Below are 16,079 nucleotides of genomic sequence, written 5' to 3'. Positions count from 1 at the left end.
TCAAAGGCGGCCTTTCGCTCTTCCGATCATCCCCGCCTCATCAAGCGCCCGCTTCGCCAGCGGCAAGGTCATTCGCTTGTGGTGCGAAAGTGTTACACGATCGAGTATGTCGACGACGTTGATAACGGAAACGTAGCTGCGTTCGATCCGCGGAACGAGATAGTCGCCCAGCTCCGGTGGTGCCGCTATCCCCCGGTCGCCGAGCAGTTTCACGATCAACTGCGAGATCAGAAGGTCGTCAGGAGGTCCGATCTCCACATGCGGTGTCGCCGCCAGTCGCGACCGGAGGTCCGGAAGGTCCACCGTCCACTGCGGAGGCGGTGCGTTGGCGATGATGAGCAATGGCTTCCGCCGCTCCTGTGCGTCATTCCAGGCGTGAAAGATGGCCTCTTCGTCATGGGCTTCGGCATTGTCGAACAGTCGCCCACCGGTCTTGCGGGCAAAGATTCGACCCAGAAGGCTGCGCCCCGATTTGCGAGGGCCGGTGATCAAAGTCGCCATGACAGGCCAGAGCGACCAGCGCCGCAGATGCTCGAAGGCGGCACGGTTCGAATCCGAAAGGAGAAAATCCTCCTCCTTCTCCGCCACCGGCCATTCGAACGGCAGCGCGATCTGGTTCATAGGACTACCTACCGCGTTATCCTCAGCGTGTTGCCACCAACGATCTGCACCTGCCAACCCTGGGCCTGCAACGCCGATTGAAGCGCCGCGGCGTCGCCGACATAAGTGACGCGCATCACCGACGTACCGCCAAGGGCCAGGCTGGTGGTGATCGCCGAGGTGACACCACTGACCCGGCTTACCGAGACTTCGGCCTGCTGAACCGATCCGGGATCGGGCGTGGGCACCTGTATGTTGAAGGTCGCTGCGACCCCGACCGGCACCGGCGCGGCATTCTCCTGCGGCGGAGGCGGCGAGTCTTCGCGCTCGATCTCCTCGATCTGCTGCCTTACTTCGGGTTCGATGATCACCAGCGTCGGATCGGGCCGAAGCAATCCGGCCTCGAGTGCACGGGAATAGATGGCGTCCATCCGCCGCACCCCCTCGTCGAGCATGGCCGGGACCTGAGCGCTGTTCGCTGCCCGAAGCCGGAACTGGCCCAGCACCTGACCATCGGGGCCGAAGCGGGCGGTAAACAGCCCGAGCGCCGGACCACCGGGGTACAAGCGTCTAAGCTCGACTTCGGGGATGACGATGTCGGCGGCGCCGTAGCGATCGAGGATCATACGCCACCAGCCACGACCGCGCCGACGCGCCTGACCGATGTTGAGCAGCAGCGGATCGATTCCCGTCCCCGCCGTCCGGACATAGTCGACCGGTGAATTGGCGGTCCGGAACTGCGCCCAGGCGCGTTGCCACTCATTCCGGAACTCGAAGCTGTAGGCTGTCGAGCCGGTCTTCATGATCGGGACGACGAGCACCGGCGCGGAGCGCCGAGTAAGGCCTTCCACCCCGAGCATCTGACCGGTGCGGGCACGATCGAAGAGGACGCCGAGGCGGGCAATGTAGCGGCGGGGTCCAATCTGTTCCTGCTCGATGACGATTCCGGATACGATGGAGTTGAGAACGGATTCCGAAAGATTGGGCGCCTGGGCGGGCGGGCGGTTGTTGGTGCGCGCCCAAAGCATCTTCCATCCCTGCGCCTGGGCTCGGCGCCAACCCTCCAGCCGCGCTTTTTCTGCATTCTCGGCGGTGACGTCGACCTCGACTCCGAGCACTTCGAAATGGCTGGTGCTGTCGACTGGGGGAATGCCGCGATCCGCACCTTCGAGCTGGGCATAGAGCGCGCCGGCGCCTGCGATCAGAAGTGCGGCGGCGGCGGGAATCGCAGCGGCTTTGAGACGACGCGGGAAGTTCACGGGCGCCTTTTTGGCGAGTTGGCCGTGGAAATCCAAGCGCGTTCTGGTAGGCGGGCCGGATGTCGAGCAGCACTGACGATCAAAAGCCCTATACCTATGCCGAGGCCGGGGTGGACATTGCCGCCGGAAACGCACTGGTGAAAGCGATCGCGCCTTTGGCGAAGGCGACCGCTCGACCGGGCGCGGATGCATCCCTGGGCGGCTTTGGCGGCTTCTTCGATCTCAAGGCCGCGGGATTCCGGGATCCCCTGCTCGTCGCGGCCAATGACGGCGTCGGAACGAAGCTCAAGCTCGCGATCGAAAGCGGCCGGCACGACGGCGTCGGAATCGATCTGGTCGCCATGTGCGTGAACGATCTGATCGTTCAAGGCGCCGAGCCGCTTTTCTTCCTCGACTATTTCGCAACCGGCAAGTTGCAGGGCGAAACGGCAGAGCGGGTGATCGCCTCGATCGCCGAAGGATGCCGGATTGCCGGCTGCGCCCTGATCGGCGGCGAGACAGCCGAAATGCCCGGAATGTATGCCGAGGGAGATTATGACCTTGCCGGCTTCTGTGTCGGTGCGGTCGAACGCGGCGAAGCTCTGACCGGCGACCGGGTCAAGGCGGGTGACGTCATTCTCGGCCTTGCCTCCTCCGGAGTGCATTCCAACGGCTTTTCTCTCGTCCGGCGACTGGCGGCAGACAGGGGCTGGAAGCTGGACCGCCCCGCGCTGTTCGATCAGGATCACCTGCTCGTCGAGACATTGCTCGAGCCTACCCGGATCTACGTGCGCTCGCTTCTGCCCGTGATCCGTTCCGGAAAGGTGGCTGCGCTGGCGCATATCACCGGAGGCGGCCTGCTCGAAAACATCCCGCGCATTCTGCCGACCCATCTGCACGCTACGATCGACGCCGACTCCTGGCCGCAGCCGCGGCTGATGGCCTTCTTGCAGGCGCAGGGAAATATCGAGCCGGAGGAGTTTGCCCGAACCTTCAATTGCGGGATCGGGATGGCCGTGGTCGTTGCCGAGGCCGACTCGGCCGATGTGACGACGGCTCTGGAACAAGCCGGGGAAATCGTGTTCCGGATCGGACGAATCGCGGCCGGCAACCGCGGCTGCACGGTCGCAGGCAGCGCTGGCACCTGGAGCGCTAGAGCGAGCTGGACGGCCACCCACCATGACTGACCCGGTCCGGGTCGCGGTCCTGATTTCCGGCCGCGGCTCAAACATGCTCGCTTTGTCCGAGCATAAGCGCCGCGACCCCGACCGGGCCTACCGGATCGTTCTGGTCGCCTCGAATGTACCGGAGGCGCGAGGCCTGGTGCTGGCGAAACGGCTCGGACTCAAGACCTGGTCGCTGAGCCACAAAGGTTTGGAGCGCCACGAATTCGACACCCGCCTCGACGAGGTCCTCCGCGCCCATGATGTCGAACTGATCGCGCTCGCCGGCTATATGCGGCTGCTATCGACCCAGTTCGTCGAGGCCTGGGAGGGTCGGATCCTCAACATCCATCCCTCGCTGCTGCCACTCTACAAGGGGCTGGACACCCATCGCCGAGCGATCCTGGCTGGGGACGAATATGCCGGATGTTCCGTCCACGTCGTGACCCCCGACCTGGATTCAGGTCCAGTCGTCGCTCAGCGGAAGGTCCGAATCCTCCCGCGCGATGATTCGGAGAGCCTCGCTCAACGGGTGCTGGAAGCCGAGCACGAGCTCTATCCGCCGGCCCTCGAAGCCTATGCACGCGCCTTGCGCGATCAGTCGATCGAGGACCGGCGATCCAGTTGAAAGCGGCGGTCAGGCCCGAACTCGGCTGATCGCCGCCCTTCAATCAGCCGACAATTTCCTCGGGCTTGAAGAAGAAGTCGATTTCGATCCGCGCGTTTTCCTGGCTGTCCGATCCATGGACCGAATTGGCTTCGATCGATTCGGCAAAGGTCTTGCGGATCGTTCCTTCGTCGGCATTCTCGGGATTGGTGGCGCCCATCACTTCCCGATTGCGCGCAACGGCATTTTCGCCTTCGAGAACCTGAACGACGACGGGGCCCGAAGTCATGAAGCTGACCAGATCATTGAAGAAGGGCCGCTCCTTGTGGACGGCGTAGAAGCCTTCCGCCTGCTCCTTGGTCATCCGGATTCGCTTGGAGGCGACGACCCGAAGACCCGCGTCTTCAAGCATCTTGGTGATTGCGCCGGTCAGGTTGCGCCGGGTCGCGTCCGGCTTGATGATCGAAAAGGTGCGTTCGGTCGCCATGGCCGATGAAGCTCCATGTCTGAAGGGATGGAATTGGCGCGCTCTCTAGTGGGAGCGTCGTCTCAGGGCAAGGCGCCCCTACCGTTCGTGATTGTCCGCGATGTAGCGGTCGAGCAGCGCGACGCCGAAGCCGGTTGCCCCTTTGTCGTAAAGGTGACTGGGCTTGTCCGACCAGACCACGCCCGCCACGTCGAGGTGGGCCCATTTCACGCCTTCCTCGACGAACCGGCCGAGGAAGCAGGCCGCAGTGATCGACCCGCCCTCCCGGCCCGCCGCATTCTTCATGTCGGCAATCTGGGAGTCCATGATCTTGTCGTAGGCCTCGCCCATCGGCAGCCGCCAGAGCTTGTCGCCGGAGGCCATTCCCGCTCGGCTGAGCTGTTCGGCAAGTCCGTCATCGTTGGAGAACATGCCGGCATATTCATGACCGAGGCTGATCACCATCGCGCCGGTCAGAGTCGCGAGATCGATCATGACCTCCGGCTGGAAATGACGCTGCGCCCAGGTCATGGCGTCGGCCAGGACGAGCCGTCCTTCCGCGTCGGTGTTGATCACCTCGATCGTCTGCCCGGACATGGAGGTGACGATGTCGCCAGGACGCTGGGCGTTGCCGTCAGGCATGTTCTCGGCCAGGGCGCAAACGCCGACCACGTTGGCCTTCGCCTTTCGGGACGCGATCGCCTTCATGGCGCCCGCAACGGCCCCGGCGCCGCCCATGTCCCACTTCATCGCTTCCATGCCCTGAGCGGGCTTGATCGAGATTCCGCCGGTATCGAAGGTGATTCCCTTGCCGACGAAGATGACCGGCTTGGCGCCGGACCCGCCGCCATTCCAGCGCATGACGAGAAGCCGCGGCGGCCGAACCGAGCCCTGCCCGACCCCGAGCAACGCGCCCATGCCGAGTTCGCGCATCTGATTTTCGTCGAGTACGTCGATTTCCACGCCGAGGCCGGTCAGCTCCGAGCGGCAGCGCTCCACGAAGGATTCGGGATAGATGATGTTGGCCGGCTCGCTGACCAGCGACCGAGTGAAGTCCAACCCGGCAAGGACGGCTTCTTCATGGGCCCACTCGGCCTCGGCGCCCTCGCCGGCACCGACGATCACCACTTCCTCGAGGGTCGGCTTCTGCTTCCGACCCAGCCGAGTTCGGTATATGTCATAACGCCAGCTTCGGGCCGCCGCTCCGAAAGCCAGCCGGGCGGCCGCCCGCCCGTCGAGTCCGGCCGCATCGATCACCAGCTTGGTTTCGCCGGAGGTGAGCAACCGTGCCGTGAGCGCGCCGCCCACGCGTTCGTCAACCGCCGCTTCGTCCTGCCGTGTGCCATAGCCGATGAGGAGGAGCCGGCGAGCCATTCCGGAATCGTCGATGAAAGTATCCGCGATTGCTCCCACGTCGCGCTCGAAACGCTGCGCTTCGGCCGACCGGACAGCCAACATTCGGGCGGCTTCGCCGAAGCCGCTCAGCCGCTCGTGCAGCATGTCCTCGCTCCGAACCGGAATAGCCAGCGCATAGGCGCCTTCCGGACGCTGCGCGGCAAAGCTCACCTTGATCACTGAACGGTCACTCCTGTTGACGGTGCTGGGGGCAGTGCTGCCATTGCAGGGAGCGGCCTCCGGTGCAATAGGCTGCCCTCTCTCCTGAGGGCCAGGGCAGCGGGATTTGTGAAAAGAATCAGATCGATTTGCCGGAGCGCCGTGCCACTGCTGCTGGCCGTGCCCTGTGCTGCGTTCGCCCAGACGCCACCTGAAGCGACGGCGCCGGGGGACGAGGCGCCGGACCATATCGCCTTCAGCGCAGACCAGCTGGTCTATGAAGAGAATGCCGACACCGTCACCGCTTTGGGTGAGGTCCGGATGAACCGCGAAGGCTATTTCCTTCGTGCCGACCGGGTGATCTGGAACCGGATCAGTGGCGAGGTTCGCGCCGAGGGCAATGTGCGCGTCACCAGCCCCGGTGGCGACACCGCCTATGGCGACAGCTTCGTTCTCGAGGACAATCTTCGCGACGGCATGGTCGAGGATTTGCTGCTCGTGCTCGCCAACGGCGGAAGGTTGGCGGCGAACCAGGCTCGCCGCGAGAATGGCGTCACCACCTTGGACAGGGCAGCCTATTCGCCCTGCGCCGTGGTCGATCCGGACGGTTGCCCGCGCAATCCAACCTGGCAGATCAATGCGGTTCGGGTCGTGCACGATCCGGTTCGCGGTCGGATCACCTACCAGGGAGCGAGCCTCAACCTGTTCGGAACCCCGATCGTCGCTCTTCCCGGCCTGTCACATCCGGACGGCAGCCAGGGGGGCGGCACTGGCTTCCTGGTTCCGGACATACGCTTCAGCCGGCGTAACGGTCTCGAGCTCAGCGCGCCTTACTATCTCCGGCTGGCGCCCAATCGGGACGTCACCCTCACTCCCCATGTTTACACCGACGTGCTGCCGATGCTCGAGGCCGAATATCGCCAGCTTACCTCCCTCGGCGCCTTCCAGCTCCGCGGCTACGTCACCTACGGCGAGCGACTGTTGATCGATTCCGTCACCGAGTCTGAGGGCAACAAGGGACTGCGTGCCTATTTCGAAGGGAACGGCCGCTTCCAACTGAGCCCCAGCTGGAGTCTGACGGCCTCTGGACGGTACGTCACCGACCGCACCTTCCTTCGCCGCTACGACATTTCGCGCGACGACCGCCTGCGATCGATGGTCGACGTCGAGCGCATCGATGCCGACACTTATGTTTCCATCGCCGGCTGGGCCTTTCAAGGGCTGAGGCTGACCGACGAAGGTGGACAACAGCCGATCGCCCTGCCCGCGATCGACGCCCGCTGGCGCCTGGCGGACCCGTGGCTCGGCGGCCGGTTCGAGCTTCAGGCCAACAGCCTTTCCATCCTTCGGCCGGAGGGGCAGGACAGCCAGCGCGCTTTTGCCAGCGCCCGCTGGGAGCGCCGCGCGATCACCAGCCTAGGTCAGGAACTGACCCTTACCGCCTTCGCCCGAGGCGACGTCTATTATGCCAACGACACCCTGCTCGCCGACAATGTCATGTATAGCGGCCGTGAGGGCTGGAGCGCCCGCTTCATCGGAGCGGTAGCGGCCGACGTCAGATGGCCGTTCGTGGGGGAGTTCCTCGGAGGCACGCAGCGATTGACGCCGCGGCTCCAGATCGTTGCCTCACCGCCTACCGAGAATATGGACATTCCCAACGAGGATGCCCGCTCGGTCGACCTGGAAGATTCGAACCTGTTCGCTCTCAATCGCTTTCCCGGCTACGATCGGTGGGAGGACGGCGTGCGCGTAACCTACGGCGCCGACTGGGCGATCGACTTTGCCGCCATCTCCGTTCGGACCAATATCGGCCAGAGCTACCGGCTCAGCACCCGCGAAACGATCCTGCCTCCCGGCACCGGATTGTCGGGGCGCTTCTCCGATTTCGTCGGTCGAACGACGTTGCGGGTCGGTCGTCGCGTCAACTTCGTTCATCGTTTCCGGCTGGACAAGGACAGCCTGGCGATCCGCCGCAACGAGATCGACGCGACGGTGGGCGGACGCCAGACCTACGCGACGATCGGCTACCTGCGGCTCAACCGCGACATCGATCCGGCGATCGAGGATCTGCGCGACCGCGAGGAAGTGCGTCTCGGCGGCCGGATCCGTTTCGCGCGCTATTGGTCGGTGTTCGGTTCGGCCGTGGTGGACCTAACGAGCCCCCGGGAGGATCCCTTCTCCGTATCGGACGGATTCGATCCGGTCCGACACCGCCTGGGCATCCTTTACGACGATGACTGCATCGAGCTTGGCGTGACGTGGCGGCGCGACTATGAGACAACGGGGGATGCAAGACGGGGCAACACCTTCCTGATCCGGCTGGCGCTGAAGAATTTGGGGCTCTAGAGGCAGAGGCCGCTAAGCTGTGGTTCAGCAAGGTTTCCGCAGGATAGGTACCTGCATTTATTGGAGGAATGATGAAGCTCGGTAGGTTCCCAAGGGCGGCAGTCGTGCTGACCGCTTCCTTGTTGTCGGTAGTTGCGGCCGCGCAAAGCGTCCCCGGCAACGCCGACCTTAACATTCCTCAGAATGTCCAGGTTTTCGGTAATCAGACGGCGGTCCGCAAGGCGACCGCGATCGTCAACGGAGAAGTGATCACCGAAAGCGATATCGATCACCGCTTGGCGCTGATCCTCGCCTCCCAGCAGATTGAGCTTCCCCAGGAAGAGGTCGAACGGGTGCGGGCCCAGGTGCTTCGCAACCTGATCGACGAAACCCTTCAAATCCAGGCGGCGAGACAGCAGGAGATCAACGTCGAGGATCGTGAAGTCGACACTTATTATGCCCGCTTCGCCCAGGGCTTCAATCAGACTCCGCAATCCTTCTCCGCCTATCTTCGGAGGATCGGCTCGTCCGAGCGCTCGCTGAAGCGTCAGATCCGGGGCGAGTTGGCGTGGCAGCGTCTCCAGCGACGTCAGATCGAGCCTTTCGTCACGGTCGGCGACGAAGAAGTGCAGCAGATATTGGAACGTCTCAATGCGTCGCGTGGCACGGCCGAGTACCGCGTCGCGGAGATCTTCCTTTCTGCCACTCCGGAAACGATGAACGAGGTTCGCGCCAATGCGCAGCGGATCGTCCAGCAGATCCGATCCGGTGCCTCCTTCCCCGCTTATGCTCGCCAGTTCTCGGAGGCCTCCACCGCAGCCGTGGGTGGCGAGCTCGGGTGGGTTCGGGCCGAGCAGTTGCCGCCAGAGCTGGCGGAGCTCGTTCGCGAGATGCCGGCGGGCGCGATCAGCGATCCGGTTGCTGTTCCGGGCGGCTTCTCGATCGTGCTCGTTGCCGATACGCGGCAGATTCTCGTTGCCGATCAGCGGGACGCGGTACTCAGCCTGCTTCAGATGTCGATTTCCTTCCCGCCGAACACACCCCAGTCCCAGTTGCAGGCACGGGTAGAGCAGCTTGGGCAGGTCACGCAGTCCATGGGCGGCTGCGGCGGTGCAGCTCAGGCGGCTCAAACTCTCGGTGCCGAGTTGATTTCGAACGACCAGATGCGCGTTCGCGATCTGCCGCCGGCTCTGCAACAGGCCATGCTCAACCTCGGCATCGGTCAGGCGACTCCGCCATTCGGTACTGCCGAACGAGTGAGCGTGCTCATCCTCTGCGGCCGCGACGATCCGCAGCAGGCGAGCGGCCCAAGCTTCGACCAGGTGTACAACCAGCTGACCGAAGAGCGGGTCGGTCGCCGTGCTCAGCGCTACCTTCGCGACCTGCGCCGCGACGCGATCATCGATTATCGCTGATATGGTGGCGGCGCCCCTCGCCGTCTCCCTCGGCGACCCGGCCGGGATCGGGGCGGAGGTCATCGCCAAAAGCTGGGAAAGGCGGCGCGGGGAGAGGCTGCCGCCATTCTTTGCCGTTGGCGACATCGCCGCCATCGAGGCTGTGTGGAAGGGTCCGGTAGCCGCGGTGGACTCTCCCGAAGCAGCGTCCGAACTGTTCGATGAGGCCCTGCCGATCATCCGCATCTCGGACAGGACCGCGCCTCCCGGCCGGCCCGATCTGGTCGGCGCCCGCAACGCCCTCGACGCGCTCGAACTGGCCGTCGGCCTTGCGCGCTCGGGTGCGGCCTCAGGACTGGTCACCGGTCCCGTGTCGAAGGCTCAGCTCTACGCAATCGGCTTTTCTCATCCCGGGCAGACGGAATTTGTCGCCGAGCGCTGCGGAGTCGCGGGTGACCTGATCTGCATGATGCTTGCGGGCCCCAGCCTTCGAGTGGTTCCGGTGACGACCCACCTGCCTCTCACCGAGGCTTTGGCGTCGCTCACGGCGGATCTCATCGTCATGAAGGGGCGAGCAGCCATTCGCGGTCTCCAGCGCCAGTTCGGGATCGAACGGCCGCGTCTCGCTGTCGCCGGAGTCAATCCGCATGCCGGTGAGAATGGTGCCCTCGGGACCGAGGAAATCGACATCATCGCTCCGGCCATCGAGACGCTTCGATCCGAGGGGTATGAGATCAGCGGCCCCTACCCGCCGGACATCATGTTCAGCGATCGCCGCCGTCGCGACTATGATGCCGCCCTCTGCATGTATCACGATCAAGGGCTGATTCCGTTGAAGACGCTTCACTTCGACGAGGGGATCAACGTCACTCTCGGCTTGCCGATCGTGCGCACTTCACCCGATCACGGGACGGCGTTCGACATTGCCGGCAAGAACCTTGCCGATCCCGGGGCGATGATCGCCGCAATCCGCACCGCCGGAGAGTGCGCGGCGCGCCTCGCGGCCAACTGATCGGCGCGTGACTTGAAGCGTTCAGGAACGCTGGGCCGCTCCGCCAGGAGTGCGGCTTGACCAATCCTTCCCCCCCACTTCCGCCGCTGCGCGAGGTCATCGCCCGTCACGGCCTCAGTGCGTCCAAGGCGCTTGGCCAGAACTTCATCCTCGACGAACAGCTCCTCGACCGGATCGCTCAGGTGCCTGGCTCGCTCGACGGAGAGTGCGTCTATGAAGTGGGACCGGGACCGGGCGGCCTGACCCGGGCCCTTCTTCGTGCCGGAGCTGAAGTGGTCGCCGTCGAACGTGACCGGCGCTGCTTTCCCGCACTTGCCGAGATCGGGAATGCCATGGAGGGGCGCCTTCGGATCATTGAGGGCGACGCACTCGCGATCGACGAACCTTCCGAGGTTGGGCCCGCTCACATCGTTTCCAACCTCCCCTACAATGTGGGTACGGCGCTGCTGGTAAGGTGGCTCGGCGGCGAGTCGTGGCCGCCCTGGTGGAGGTCGCTCACCTTGATGTTTCAGCTGGAAGTGGCGGAGCGGATCGTCGCCCGGCCCGGAACCTCGGCCTACGGCAGGCTAGCCGTGCTGGCGCAATGGCGAACGGAGCCGAAGCTGGCGATGAAGGTTCACCGTTCCGCCTTCGTGCCGCCGCCCAAGGTCATGTCGGCGGTCGTTCACGTCACTCCCAAGCCACAGCCCGACGGGGTTGGCCCCGCGGCGATCGAACGCCTCACCGCCGCCGCGTTCGGGCAACGTCGCAAGATGCTCCGTCGATCGCTTCAGTCGATCCCGGGTGCGCTCCAGGCGCTGGAACGGCTTGGTATCGACTCGGAGCGACGTGCGGAAACGCTGGCGGTCGAAGATTTTGTCGCCCTGGCGCGGGAAATTCGTGCCTAGTTGCGCCGCGGCGGCTGTCCCGGCGGGGTTGTCGTTTCCGACTGCTGGGCAGCAAGTGCTTCGGCGGGCGGGCCGCGACTGATGACCGAGGCGAGCTGCTGAGCCTGGGGGCAGGCCTGGTTGCACAGCTCACGGACTCGTTCGAGGTTCACACGGGCGCGCTCGACGGCGCCGCGCTGAACATAGGCCTCTCCCTGAAGGGCAAGCGCGTTGATGTCGTTGGGTTCGATCTTCAGAGCATCGCTGTAAAGTCTGATCGCCTTGCCCGGAAGCCGCTGCGCTTGAGCCACTCGACCTAGAGCGACATAAGCGTTGCGATTGCGCGGATCGACAACCAATGCCGTCTCCAACAGGTCGATCGCTTCATTATGTCTTCCGGCAGCGGCCAGTCCCTGTGCCTGTTCGACTAGCTGTATCGACCGCGGATCGATCTGATCGTCCGGCCGCTGCCCCTGCCCCGCGCTTGCCATGGTCGTCACCGCAATGGCTAGGGTGAGGGCGATAGGGGTGAGGCGCATCAACAACTCCATTCCAGTCGGCGGAAGGCTTAACATGACCGCCGCCATCGTGCGACGAAAAAGCCGTCCGTCCCGTCGACCGCCGGGCTCAGAATCAAGCCCGGTCCGGCCGATCGTCCCGCCTCGATGGCCAGGGCTTCCGGAACCAGGGCTGAACGAGCCGAAAAGCCCTCAGCCTGATCCCGCCCCTCCTCCGACAGAAGCGAACAGACGGCGTAGATCAAATGTCCGCCCGGTTTGACGAGTTCCGCGGCCAGGTCGAGCAGCCGCGCCTGGAGCGCGACGAGCCGATCGAGTCGATCGGCAGTGATCCGCCAGCGGGTTTCCGGATTGCGACGCCACGTCCCGGTTCCCGAGCAGGGGGCATCAACGAGTACTATGTCGGCCGTGCCGGCCAGGTCAGCGAGCGATCTTTGTTCCTGCATCGGGTCGAGGAGCCGTGACTCGACGATCGAAACGCCTGCCCTCGCCAGCCTCGGTGCCATTCGGGACAGCCGACCGCGATCGGTGTCGCAGGCGAAGACCACGCCTTCGTTCAGCATCTCCGCCGCCAGGGCCAGGGTCTTGCCGCCAGCCCCCGCGCAAAGATCGACCACCCGCATTCCGGGTGTTGCTTCACAACCGAGGCAGATCAGCTGACTGCCTTCGTCCTGCACCTCCACAAGGCCCCGCCGCCAAATCTCCGTCTGCTCGACCTTGGATCCCTCCGGCAGACGCAGTCCTGTCGGCGATAGTGGCGTCGGGTTGGAAGCGGGCAAGGCGGACCGGGCCTGTTCACGGTCGCCCTTCAACCGGTTTACCCGAACATCGAGCGGCGCTCGATCGAGCAAGGCGCCGATTTCCTCGGCAGCAATGAGCGGATCGAACCGGTCGATCAGCCATCCAGGCGCAGCCGAGGCCGGTGCTACCGGTTCGTTGTCAGCGGGAGGTGCCGGCCCGTGCGGAGAACCGTCGAAGACAGCCAGAAGTTCGGGCTCCTCAAGGGCGAGCCCCAGGAGAGCTGCCCGGCCGCTCGGCGGCGGGTCTCCCGAACGCCGGATGGCGCGATAAACAAGCTCTCGGACGGCCCTTCGATCCTGCGAGCCGGCATAGCGCCGGCTCTTGAAGTAACGCGCAATGATCGTGTCCGCTGCCGCCCCGCTTTGTCGCGCTTCGGCAACGATCTCGTCGAGCAGTTCGATCGCCGCCTGGGCTCGTGCCGCTGGCTTCACCTCGTCCTCCGAAATGGCGATCCGATGAGGACAATCTCGCGCCCGCCGCTCGCTCTCTCCCAGCCGTGCCGTTCCCGATCCCGATCGGACGTGTCAGCGCGTCGGATAGTTCGGCGCTTCCCGGGTGATGGTGACGTCGTGAACATGGCTTTCGCGCAATCCGGCATTGGTGATTCGGATGAACTGCGCCTTCTGCAGCTCCGCAACGGTTCGGGCACCGGTATAGCCCATGGCCGCTTTCACTCCGCCCACAAGCTGATGGATCACGTCGCGGGCGTGGCCCTTGTAAGCCACCTGACCTTCTATGCCCTCGGGCACGAGCTTGAGTTGGTCCTTGATGTCCTGCTGGAAATAGCGATCGGCCGAACCTCGGGCCATCGCTCCGACGGACCCCATGCCGCGATAGGATTTGTAGGCGCGGCCCTGGTACAGGAAGGTTTCCCCCGGCGCTTCCTCGGTGCCGGCGAGCAGCGAACCGATCATCACTGCCGAAGCGCCGCCAGCCAGCGCCTTGGCGATATCGCCGCTGGTGCGCAGACCGCCGTCGCCAATGATTGGAGTTTCGCTTTTCGCGGCTTCCTCGGCGGCCTCCATGATGGCGGTGAGCTGCGGCACGCCGACGCCCGCGACGACCCGGGTCGTGCAGATCGAACCGGGGCCGATGCCGACCTTGACCGCATCCGCGCCTGCGTCGATCAAGGCTCGGGTCGCTTCGGCGGTTGCCACGTTGCCGGCCATGACCTGGACTGCGTTTGAACTGCGCTTGATCCGTTCCACGGCCGCCGCCACGTCGCGATTGTGGCCGTGGGCCGTGTCGATGACGATCAGGTCGCATTCGGCATCGACCAGTGCCTCGCTCCGCTCGAAGCCCTTGTCGCCGACCGTCGTTGCTGCAGCCACTCGGAGCCTGCCGGCGGAATCCTTGGTCGCGGACGGATAGGTCACCGCTTTTTCGATATCCTTGACGGTGATCAGTCCGATGCAACGCCTGTCCTCATCGACCACGATCAGCTTTTCGATTCGTCGCTGATGAAGCAGCCGTCGAGCTTCTTCCTGGGAAACGCCGGGACCAACCGTGGCGAGATTGTCGCGGGTCATCAGCTCGGAAACGGCCTGGCGCGGATTCTCCGCGAAGCGAACGTCACGATTGGTCAAGATCCCGACCAGGCGACCGTCCGTTTCCGTCACCGGAATACCCGAGATCTTGTGCCGCTCCATCAGTTCGCGGGCGTCCGCGAGCGTTTGCTCGGGCCGGATGGTGATCGGGTTCACCACCATTCCGCTCTCGTAGCGCTTCACGGCCCTTACCGCCGCGGCCTGCTGCTCGATGTCCATGTTGCGGTGGAGCACTCCAAGACCGCCGAGCTGCGCCATCACGATCGCCATGTCGGCTTCGGTGACGGTATCCATCGCCGAGGAAAGGATCGGAATGTTCAGCGCGATCTCGCGAGTCACTCGGGTACGGGTATCGGCCTGGCTCGGAAGCACCGACGATTCGGCCGGCCGCAAAAGGACATCATCGAACGTCAGCCCCAGGGGAATGTCCATGACCCGGCTCATGGCTGCACCGGCTGGGGTCGCTGATAGATCGCCGGATCGGCGAGACGGCGCCCCAGGACGACGAGGAGGTCGACATCCTCCGCCGCGCCATCGAGCGGGATCGGGGCGCCAAGCTGATCCTCCGGTCCATGATAGGCGCCGTTGAGGAAGGCGCCGAGCCGATCCATGTCAGAGATCGAGCCGCCCACCATGACCGTCGGAACCCCGGCCTGGGTGAGCTTCCATCCGTCCTGGCGCTGAACCATCACGGCGATCTCGTCGTCCGTATCGAGCGGGCGGCCTGCTGCCGCCACTGTCTCATCGATCACCCGGTCGAGCGCCGGAATCCCGCGCCCCAGAACGGCGACGGGAGTCCCCGCCGGGTGAAGCGCGACCGTGTCCATGTTGATCGCGGCAACGATCGACGAAAGCGGGACAGTCGGCCGGGAAGCGAAATGCTCGGCTCCAAGGAGCCCCACCTCCTCGGCGGTGGTGGCAAGAAAGAGCACGTCGCGGACCGGCCTTGGGCCGGCCGCTATCCGCCCGGCAATCTCGATCAGCGAGGCGATGCCGCTGGCATTGTCAATCGCACCGTTGCAGATCCGATCGGTCGCGCCTTCGGGCCGGCAAATTCCGAGATGATCCCAATGGGCGAGGAAGAGAACATTTTCTCCAGTGCTTCCGCTGCCCCCAATTCGGCCGACCACATTGTTGCTGTCGATCCGCTCGACGCCGGTGGTGACGTCGATCGTCGCTCGGAGAGGAAGCGTGACCGCCCGAAAGGACGATCCTGGCTGCTCATTGAGCAGCCGACCCAAATCGCTGCCCGCGGCGGCGATCAGCCGCTCCGCGGCTCGCTGTGGGATCACTCCGGAGATCCGGGGGACTTCGGCCGAATCGAGGCGAGTCGTCCCCGAGCCCAGACTGCGCACGATCATTTCCCAAGGCACTTCGTCGCTGACGATGGCGATCACGGCCGCGGCGCCGGCTTCACGAACCATCCGGGTTCGTTCCGCAAGCGAGGGAAAGCCCTGAACCTGCGGTCCCTGGAGCATGATCAGCACGACGGCACCGTTCACGTCGGCTCCGGCGAGCTGGTCGATGCCGCGCTCGGGCATGCGAACTCCATGGCCGCCGAAGATCACCGGCGCACCCTGAAGTCGCTCCGACGCTTCCTTGCCCATCAGCAGGATGTCGCCTTCAGCGAATTCGACGGGACGGCCATTGGCAATCCAGTTGACCTGGTGCCGCTGCGGAAAGCGCTCGACGAGGCGAACCGGCTGGAGCCAGGTCCCGTTCTCTCCCGCCGGCTCGAGTCCGCGCGCTCGGAACTGCTCGACGATATAGGCGGTGGTGAGGCGCTCCCCTTCCGAACCCGGGGCACGCCCCTGGAATTCGTCGCTTGCCAAAATTTCGATGTGGCGCATCAGCTCCGCAGGCGCAGTGGGGCGCTCCGACTGGGCGACGGCAGGAACGGAGAGGAAGAGAAGCAGCGGCGTCGCGCCGCGAAACAGCGTCGAAATCATGGCGCTGCTTAGGGATCGCCTAGGTTTCTGGCAAGCGAT

The 16,079-nt window shown here is 64.7% G+C and carries 14 protein-coding genes; 6 read left to right on the top strand and 8 right to left on the bottom strand.

Going from position 1 to position 16,079, the window contains the following annotated elements:
* Both ACRYLT_RS13665 and ACRYLT_RS13660 read right to left on the bottom strand, forming a co-directional pair.
* Positions 1-621, bottom strand: a complete 621-nt coding sequence (locus ACRYLT_RS13665; protein ID WP_482664638.1) for an HdaA/DnaA family protein — start codon at positions 619-621, stop codon at positions 1-3.
* 8 nt (positions 622-629) lie between these two features.
* Positions 630-1,859 carry a heavy-metal-associated domain-containing protein gene (locus tag ACRYLT_RS13660; RefSeq protein WP_482664637.1) on the bottom strand — a complete coding sequence of 410 codons (1,230 nt, stop codon included), beginning with the start codon at positions 1,857-1,859 and terminating at the stop codon, positions 630-632.
* A 59-nt stretch (positions 1,860-1,918) separates the two neighbouring features.
* On the opposite strand from ACRYLT_RS13660, the gene purM reads away from it, so the two are divergent.
* On the top strand, positions 1,919-3,025 hold the full coding sequence (gene purM / locus ACRYLT_RS13655; RefSeq protein WP_482664636.1) for a phosphoribosylformylglycinamidine cyclo-ligase: 1,107 nt from the start codon (positions 1,919-1,921) through the stop codon (positions 3,023-3,025).
* Entirely contained in the window at positions 3,018-3,629 is a 612-nt protein-coding gene (gene purN, locus ACRYLT_RS13650) for a phosphoribosylglycinamide formyltransferase (protein ID WP_482664635.1), read from the top strand. Before purM ends, purN begins: the two co-directional genes overlap by 8 nt.
* A gap of 43 nt (positions 3,630-3,672) precedes the next feature.
* On the opposite strand, the gene ndk is transcribed toward purN, so the two are convergent.
* Together ndk and ACRYLT_RS13640 are read right to left on the bottom strand one after the other, a co-directional pair.
* The gene (ndk, locus tag ACRYLT_RS13645; RefSeq protein WP_482664634.1) at positions 3,673-4,095 is read right to left on the bottom strand and encodes a nucleoside-diphosphate kinase; all 423 of its coding nucleotides are present in this window, start codon (positions 4,093-4,095) and stop codon (positions 3,673-3,675) included.
* Between the two features lie 78 nt (positions 4,096-4,173).
* Positions 4,174-5,646 (bottom strand): leucyl aminopeptidase, encoded by a 1,473-nt coding sequence (locus ACRYLT_RS13640; RefSeq protein ID WP_482665450.1) that lies wholly within the window; start codon positions 5,644-5,646, stop codon positions 4,174-4,176.
* Between the two features lie 111 nt (positions 5,647-5,757).
* Between ACRYLT_RS13640 and ACRYLT_RS13635 the strand changes: the two genes are divergently transcribed.
* The 4 genes from ACRYLT_RS13635 (at position 5,758) to rsmA (ending at position 11,246) form a co-directional block, all read left to right on the top strand.
* The gene (locus ACRYLT_RS13635) at positions 5,758-7,974 is read left to right on the top strand and encodes an LPS-assembly protein LptD (RefSeq protein WP_482664633.1); all 2,217 of its coding nucleotides are present in this window, start codon (positions 5,758-5,760) and stop codon (positions 7,972-7,974) included.
* 71 nt (positions 7,975-8,045) lie between these two features.
* Positions 8,046-9,368: a peptidylprolyl isomerase gene (locus ACRYLT_RS13630; protein ID WP_482664632.1), complete on the top strand. Its 1,323-nt coding sequence runs from the start codon at positions 8,046-8,048 to the stop codon at positions 9,366-9,368.
* 1 nt (position 9,369) lies between these two features.
* Complete coding sequence (gene pdxA / locus ACRYLT_RS13625; protein WP_482664631.1) at positions 9,370-10,359, top strand: 4-hydroxythreonine-4-phosphate dehydrogenase PdxA; 990 nt, start codon at positions 9,370-9,372, stop codon at positions 10,357-10,359.
* Between the two features lie 56 nt (positions 10,360-10,415).
* Positions 10,416-11,246 (top strand): 16S rRNA (adenine(1518)-N(6)/adenine(1519)-N(6))-dimethyltransferase RsmA, encoded by an 831-nt coding sequence (gene rsmA, locus ACRYLT_RS13620; RefSeq protein ID WP_482664630.1) that lies wholly within the window; start codon positions 10,416-10,418, stop codon positions 11,244-11,246.
* Here rsmA and ACRYLT_RS13615 read toward each other — a convergent pair.
* The 4 genes from ACRYLT_RS13615 to ACRYLT_RS13600 form a co-directional block, all read right to left on the bottom strand.
* The gene (locus tag ACRYLT_RS13615; RefSeq protein ID WP_482664629.1) at positions 11,243-11,764 is read right to left on the bottom strand and encodes a tetratricopeptide repeat protein; all 522 of its coding nucleotides are present in this window, start codon (positions 11,762-11,764) and stop codon (positions 11,243-11,245) included. The genes rsmA and ACRYLT_RS13615 overlap by 4 nt on opposite strands.
* A gap of 29 nt (positions 11,765-11,793) precedes the next feature.
* Positions 11,794-12,975 (bottom strand): RsmB/NOP family class I SAM-dependent RNA methyltransferase, encoded by a 1,182-nt coding sequence (locus tag ACRYLT_RS13610; protein WP_482664628.1) that lies wholly within the window; start codon positions 12,973-12,975, stop codon positions 11,794-11,796.
* 93 nt (positions 12,976-13,068) lie between these two features.
* The gene (gene guaB / locus ACRYLT_RS13605) at positions 13,069-14,523 is read right to left on the bottom strand and encodes an IMP dehydrogenase (RefSeq protein ID WP_482664627.1); all 1,455 of its coding nucleotides are present in this window, start codon (positions 14,521-14,523) and stop codon (positions 13,069-13,071) included.
* An 8-nt stretch (positions 14,524-14,531) separates the two neighbouring features.
* Positions 14,532-16,040, bottom strand: a complete 1,509-nt coding sequence (locus ACRYLT_RS13600; RefSeq protein ID WP_482664626.1) for a M28 family peptidase — start codon at positions 16,038-16,040, stop codon at positions 14,532-14,534.
* Between the last annotated feature and the right edge of the window lie 39 nt (positions 16,041-16,079).

It is taken from the genome of Sphingosinicella sp. SM1-17 (genome assembly GCF_056821765.1).
Note: the sequence above shows the minus strand (reverse complement) of the source record. Positions and strands in the feature narration are given on the sequence as shown.

What these genes read in the sequence shown, in the direction of transcription:
- ACRYLT_RS13665 (WP_482664638.1), bottom strand. Translation starts at nt 621, where the DNA reads ATGAACCAGATCGCGCTGCCGTTCGAATGGCCGGTGGCGGAGAAGGAG.
- purM (WP_482664636.1), top strand. Translation starts at nt 1,919, where the DNA reads ATGTCGAGCAGCACTGACGATCAAAAGCCCTATACCTATGCCGAGGCC.
- purN (WP_482664635.1), top strand. Translation starts at nt 3,018, where the DNA reads ATGACTGACCCGGTCCGGGTCGCGGTCCTGATTTCCGGCCGCGGCTCA.
- ndk (WP_482664634.1), bottom strand. Translation starts at nt 4,095, where the DNA reads ATGGCGACCGAACGCACCTTTTCGATCATCAAGCCGGACGCGACCCGG.
- ACRYLT_RS13630 (WP_482664632.1), top strand. Translation starts at nt 8,046, where the DNA reads ATGAAGCTCGGTAGGTTCCCAAGGGCGGCAGTCGTGCTGACCGCTTCC.
- pdxA (WP_482664631.1), top strand. Translation starts at nt 9,370, where the DNA reads ATGGTGGCGGCGCCCCTCGCCGTCTCCCTCGGCGACCCGGCCGGGATC.
- ACRYLT_RS13615 (WP_482664629.1), bottom strand. Translation starts at nt 11,764, where the DNA reads ATGCGCCTCACCCCTATCGCCCTCACCCTAGCCATTGCGGTGACGACC.
- guaB (WP_482664627.1), bottom strand. Translation starts at nt 14,523, where the DNA reads ATGGACATTCCCCTGGGGCTGACGTTCGATGATGTCCTTTTGCGGCCG.
- ACRYLT_RS13600 (WP_482664626.1), bottom strand. Translation starts at nt 16,040, where the DNA reads ATGATTTCGACGCTGTTTCGCGGCGCGACGCCGCTGCTTCTCTTCCTC.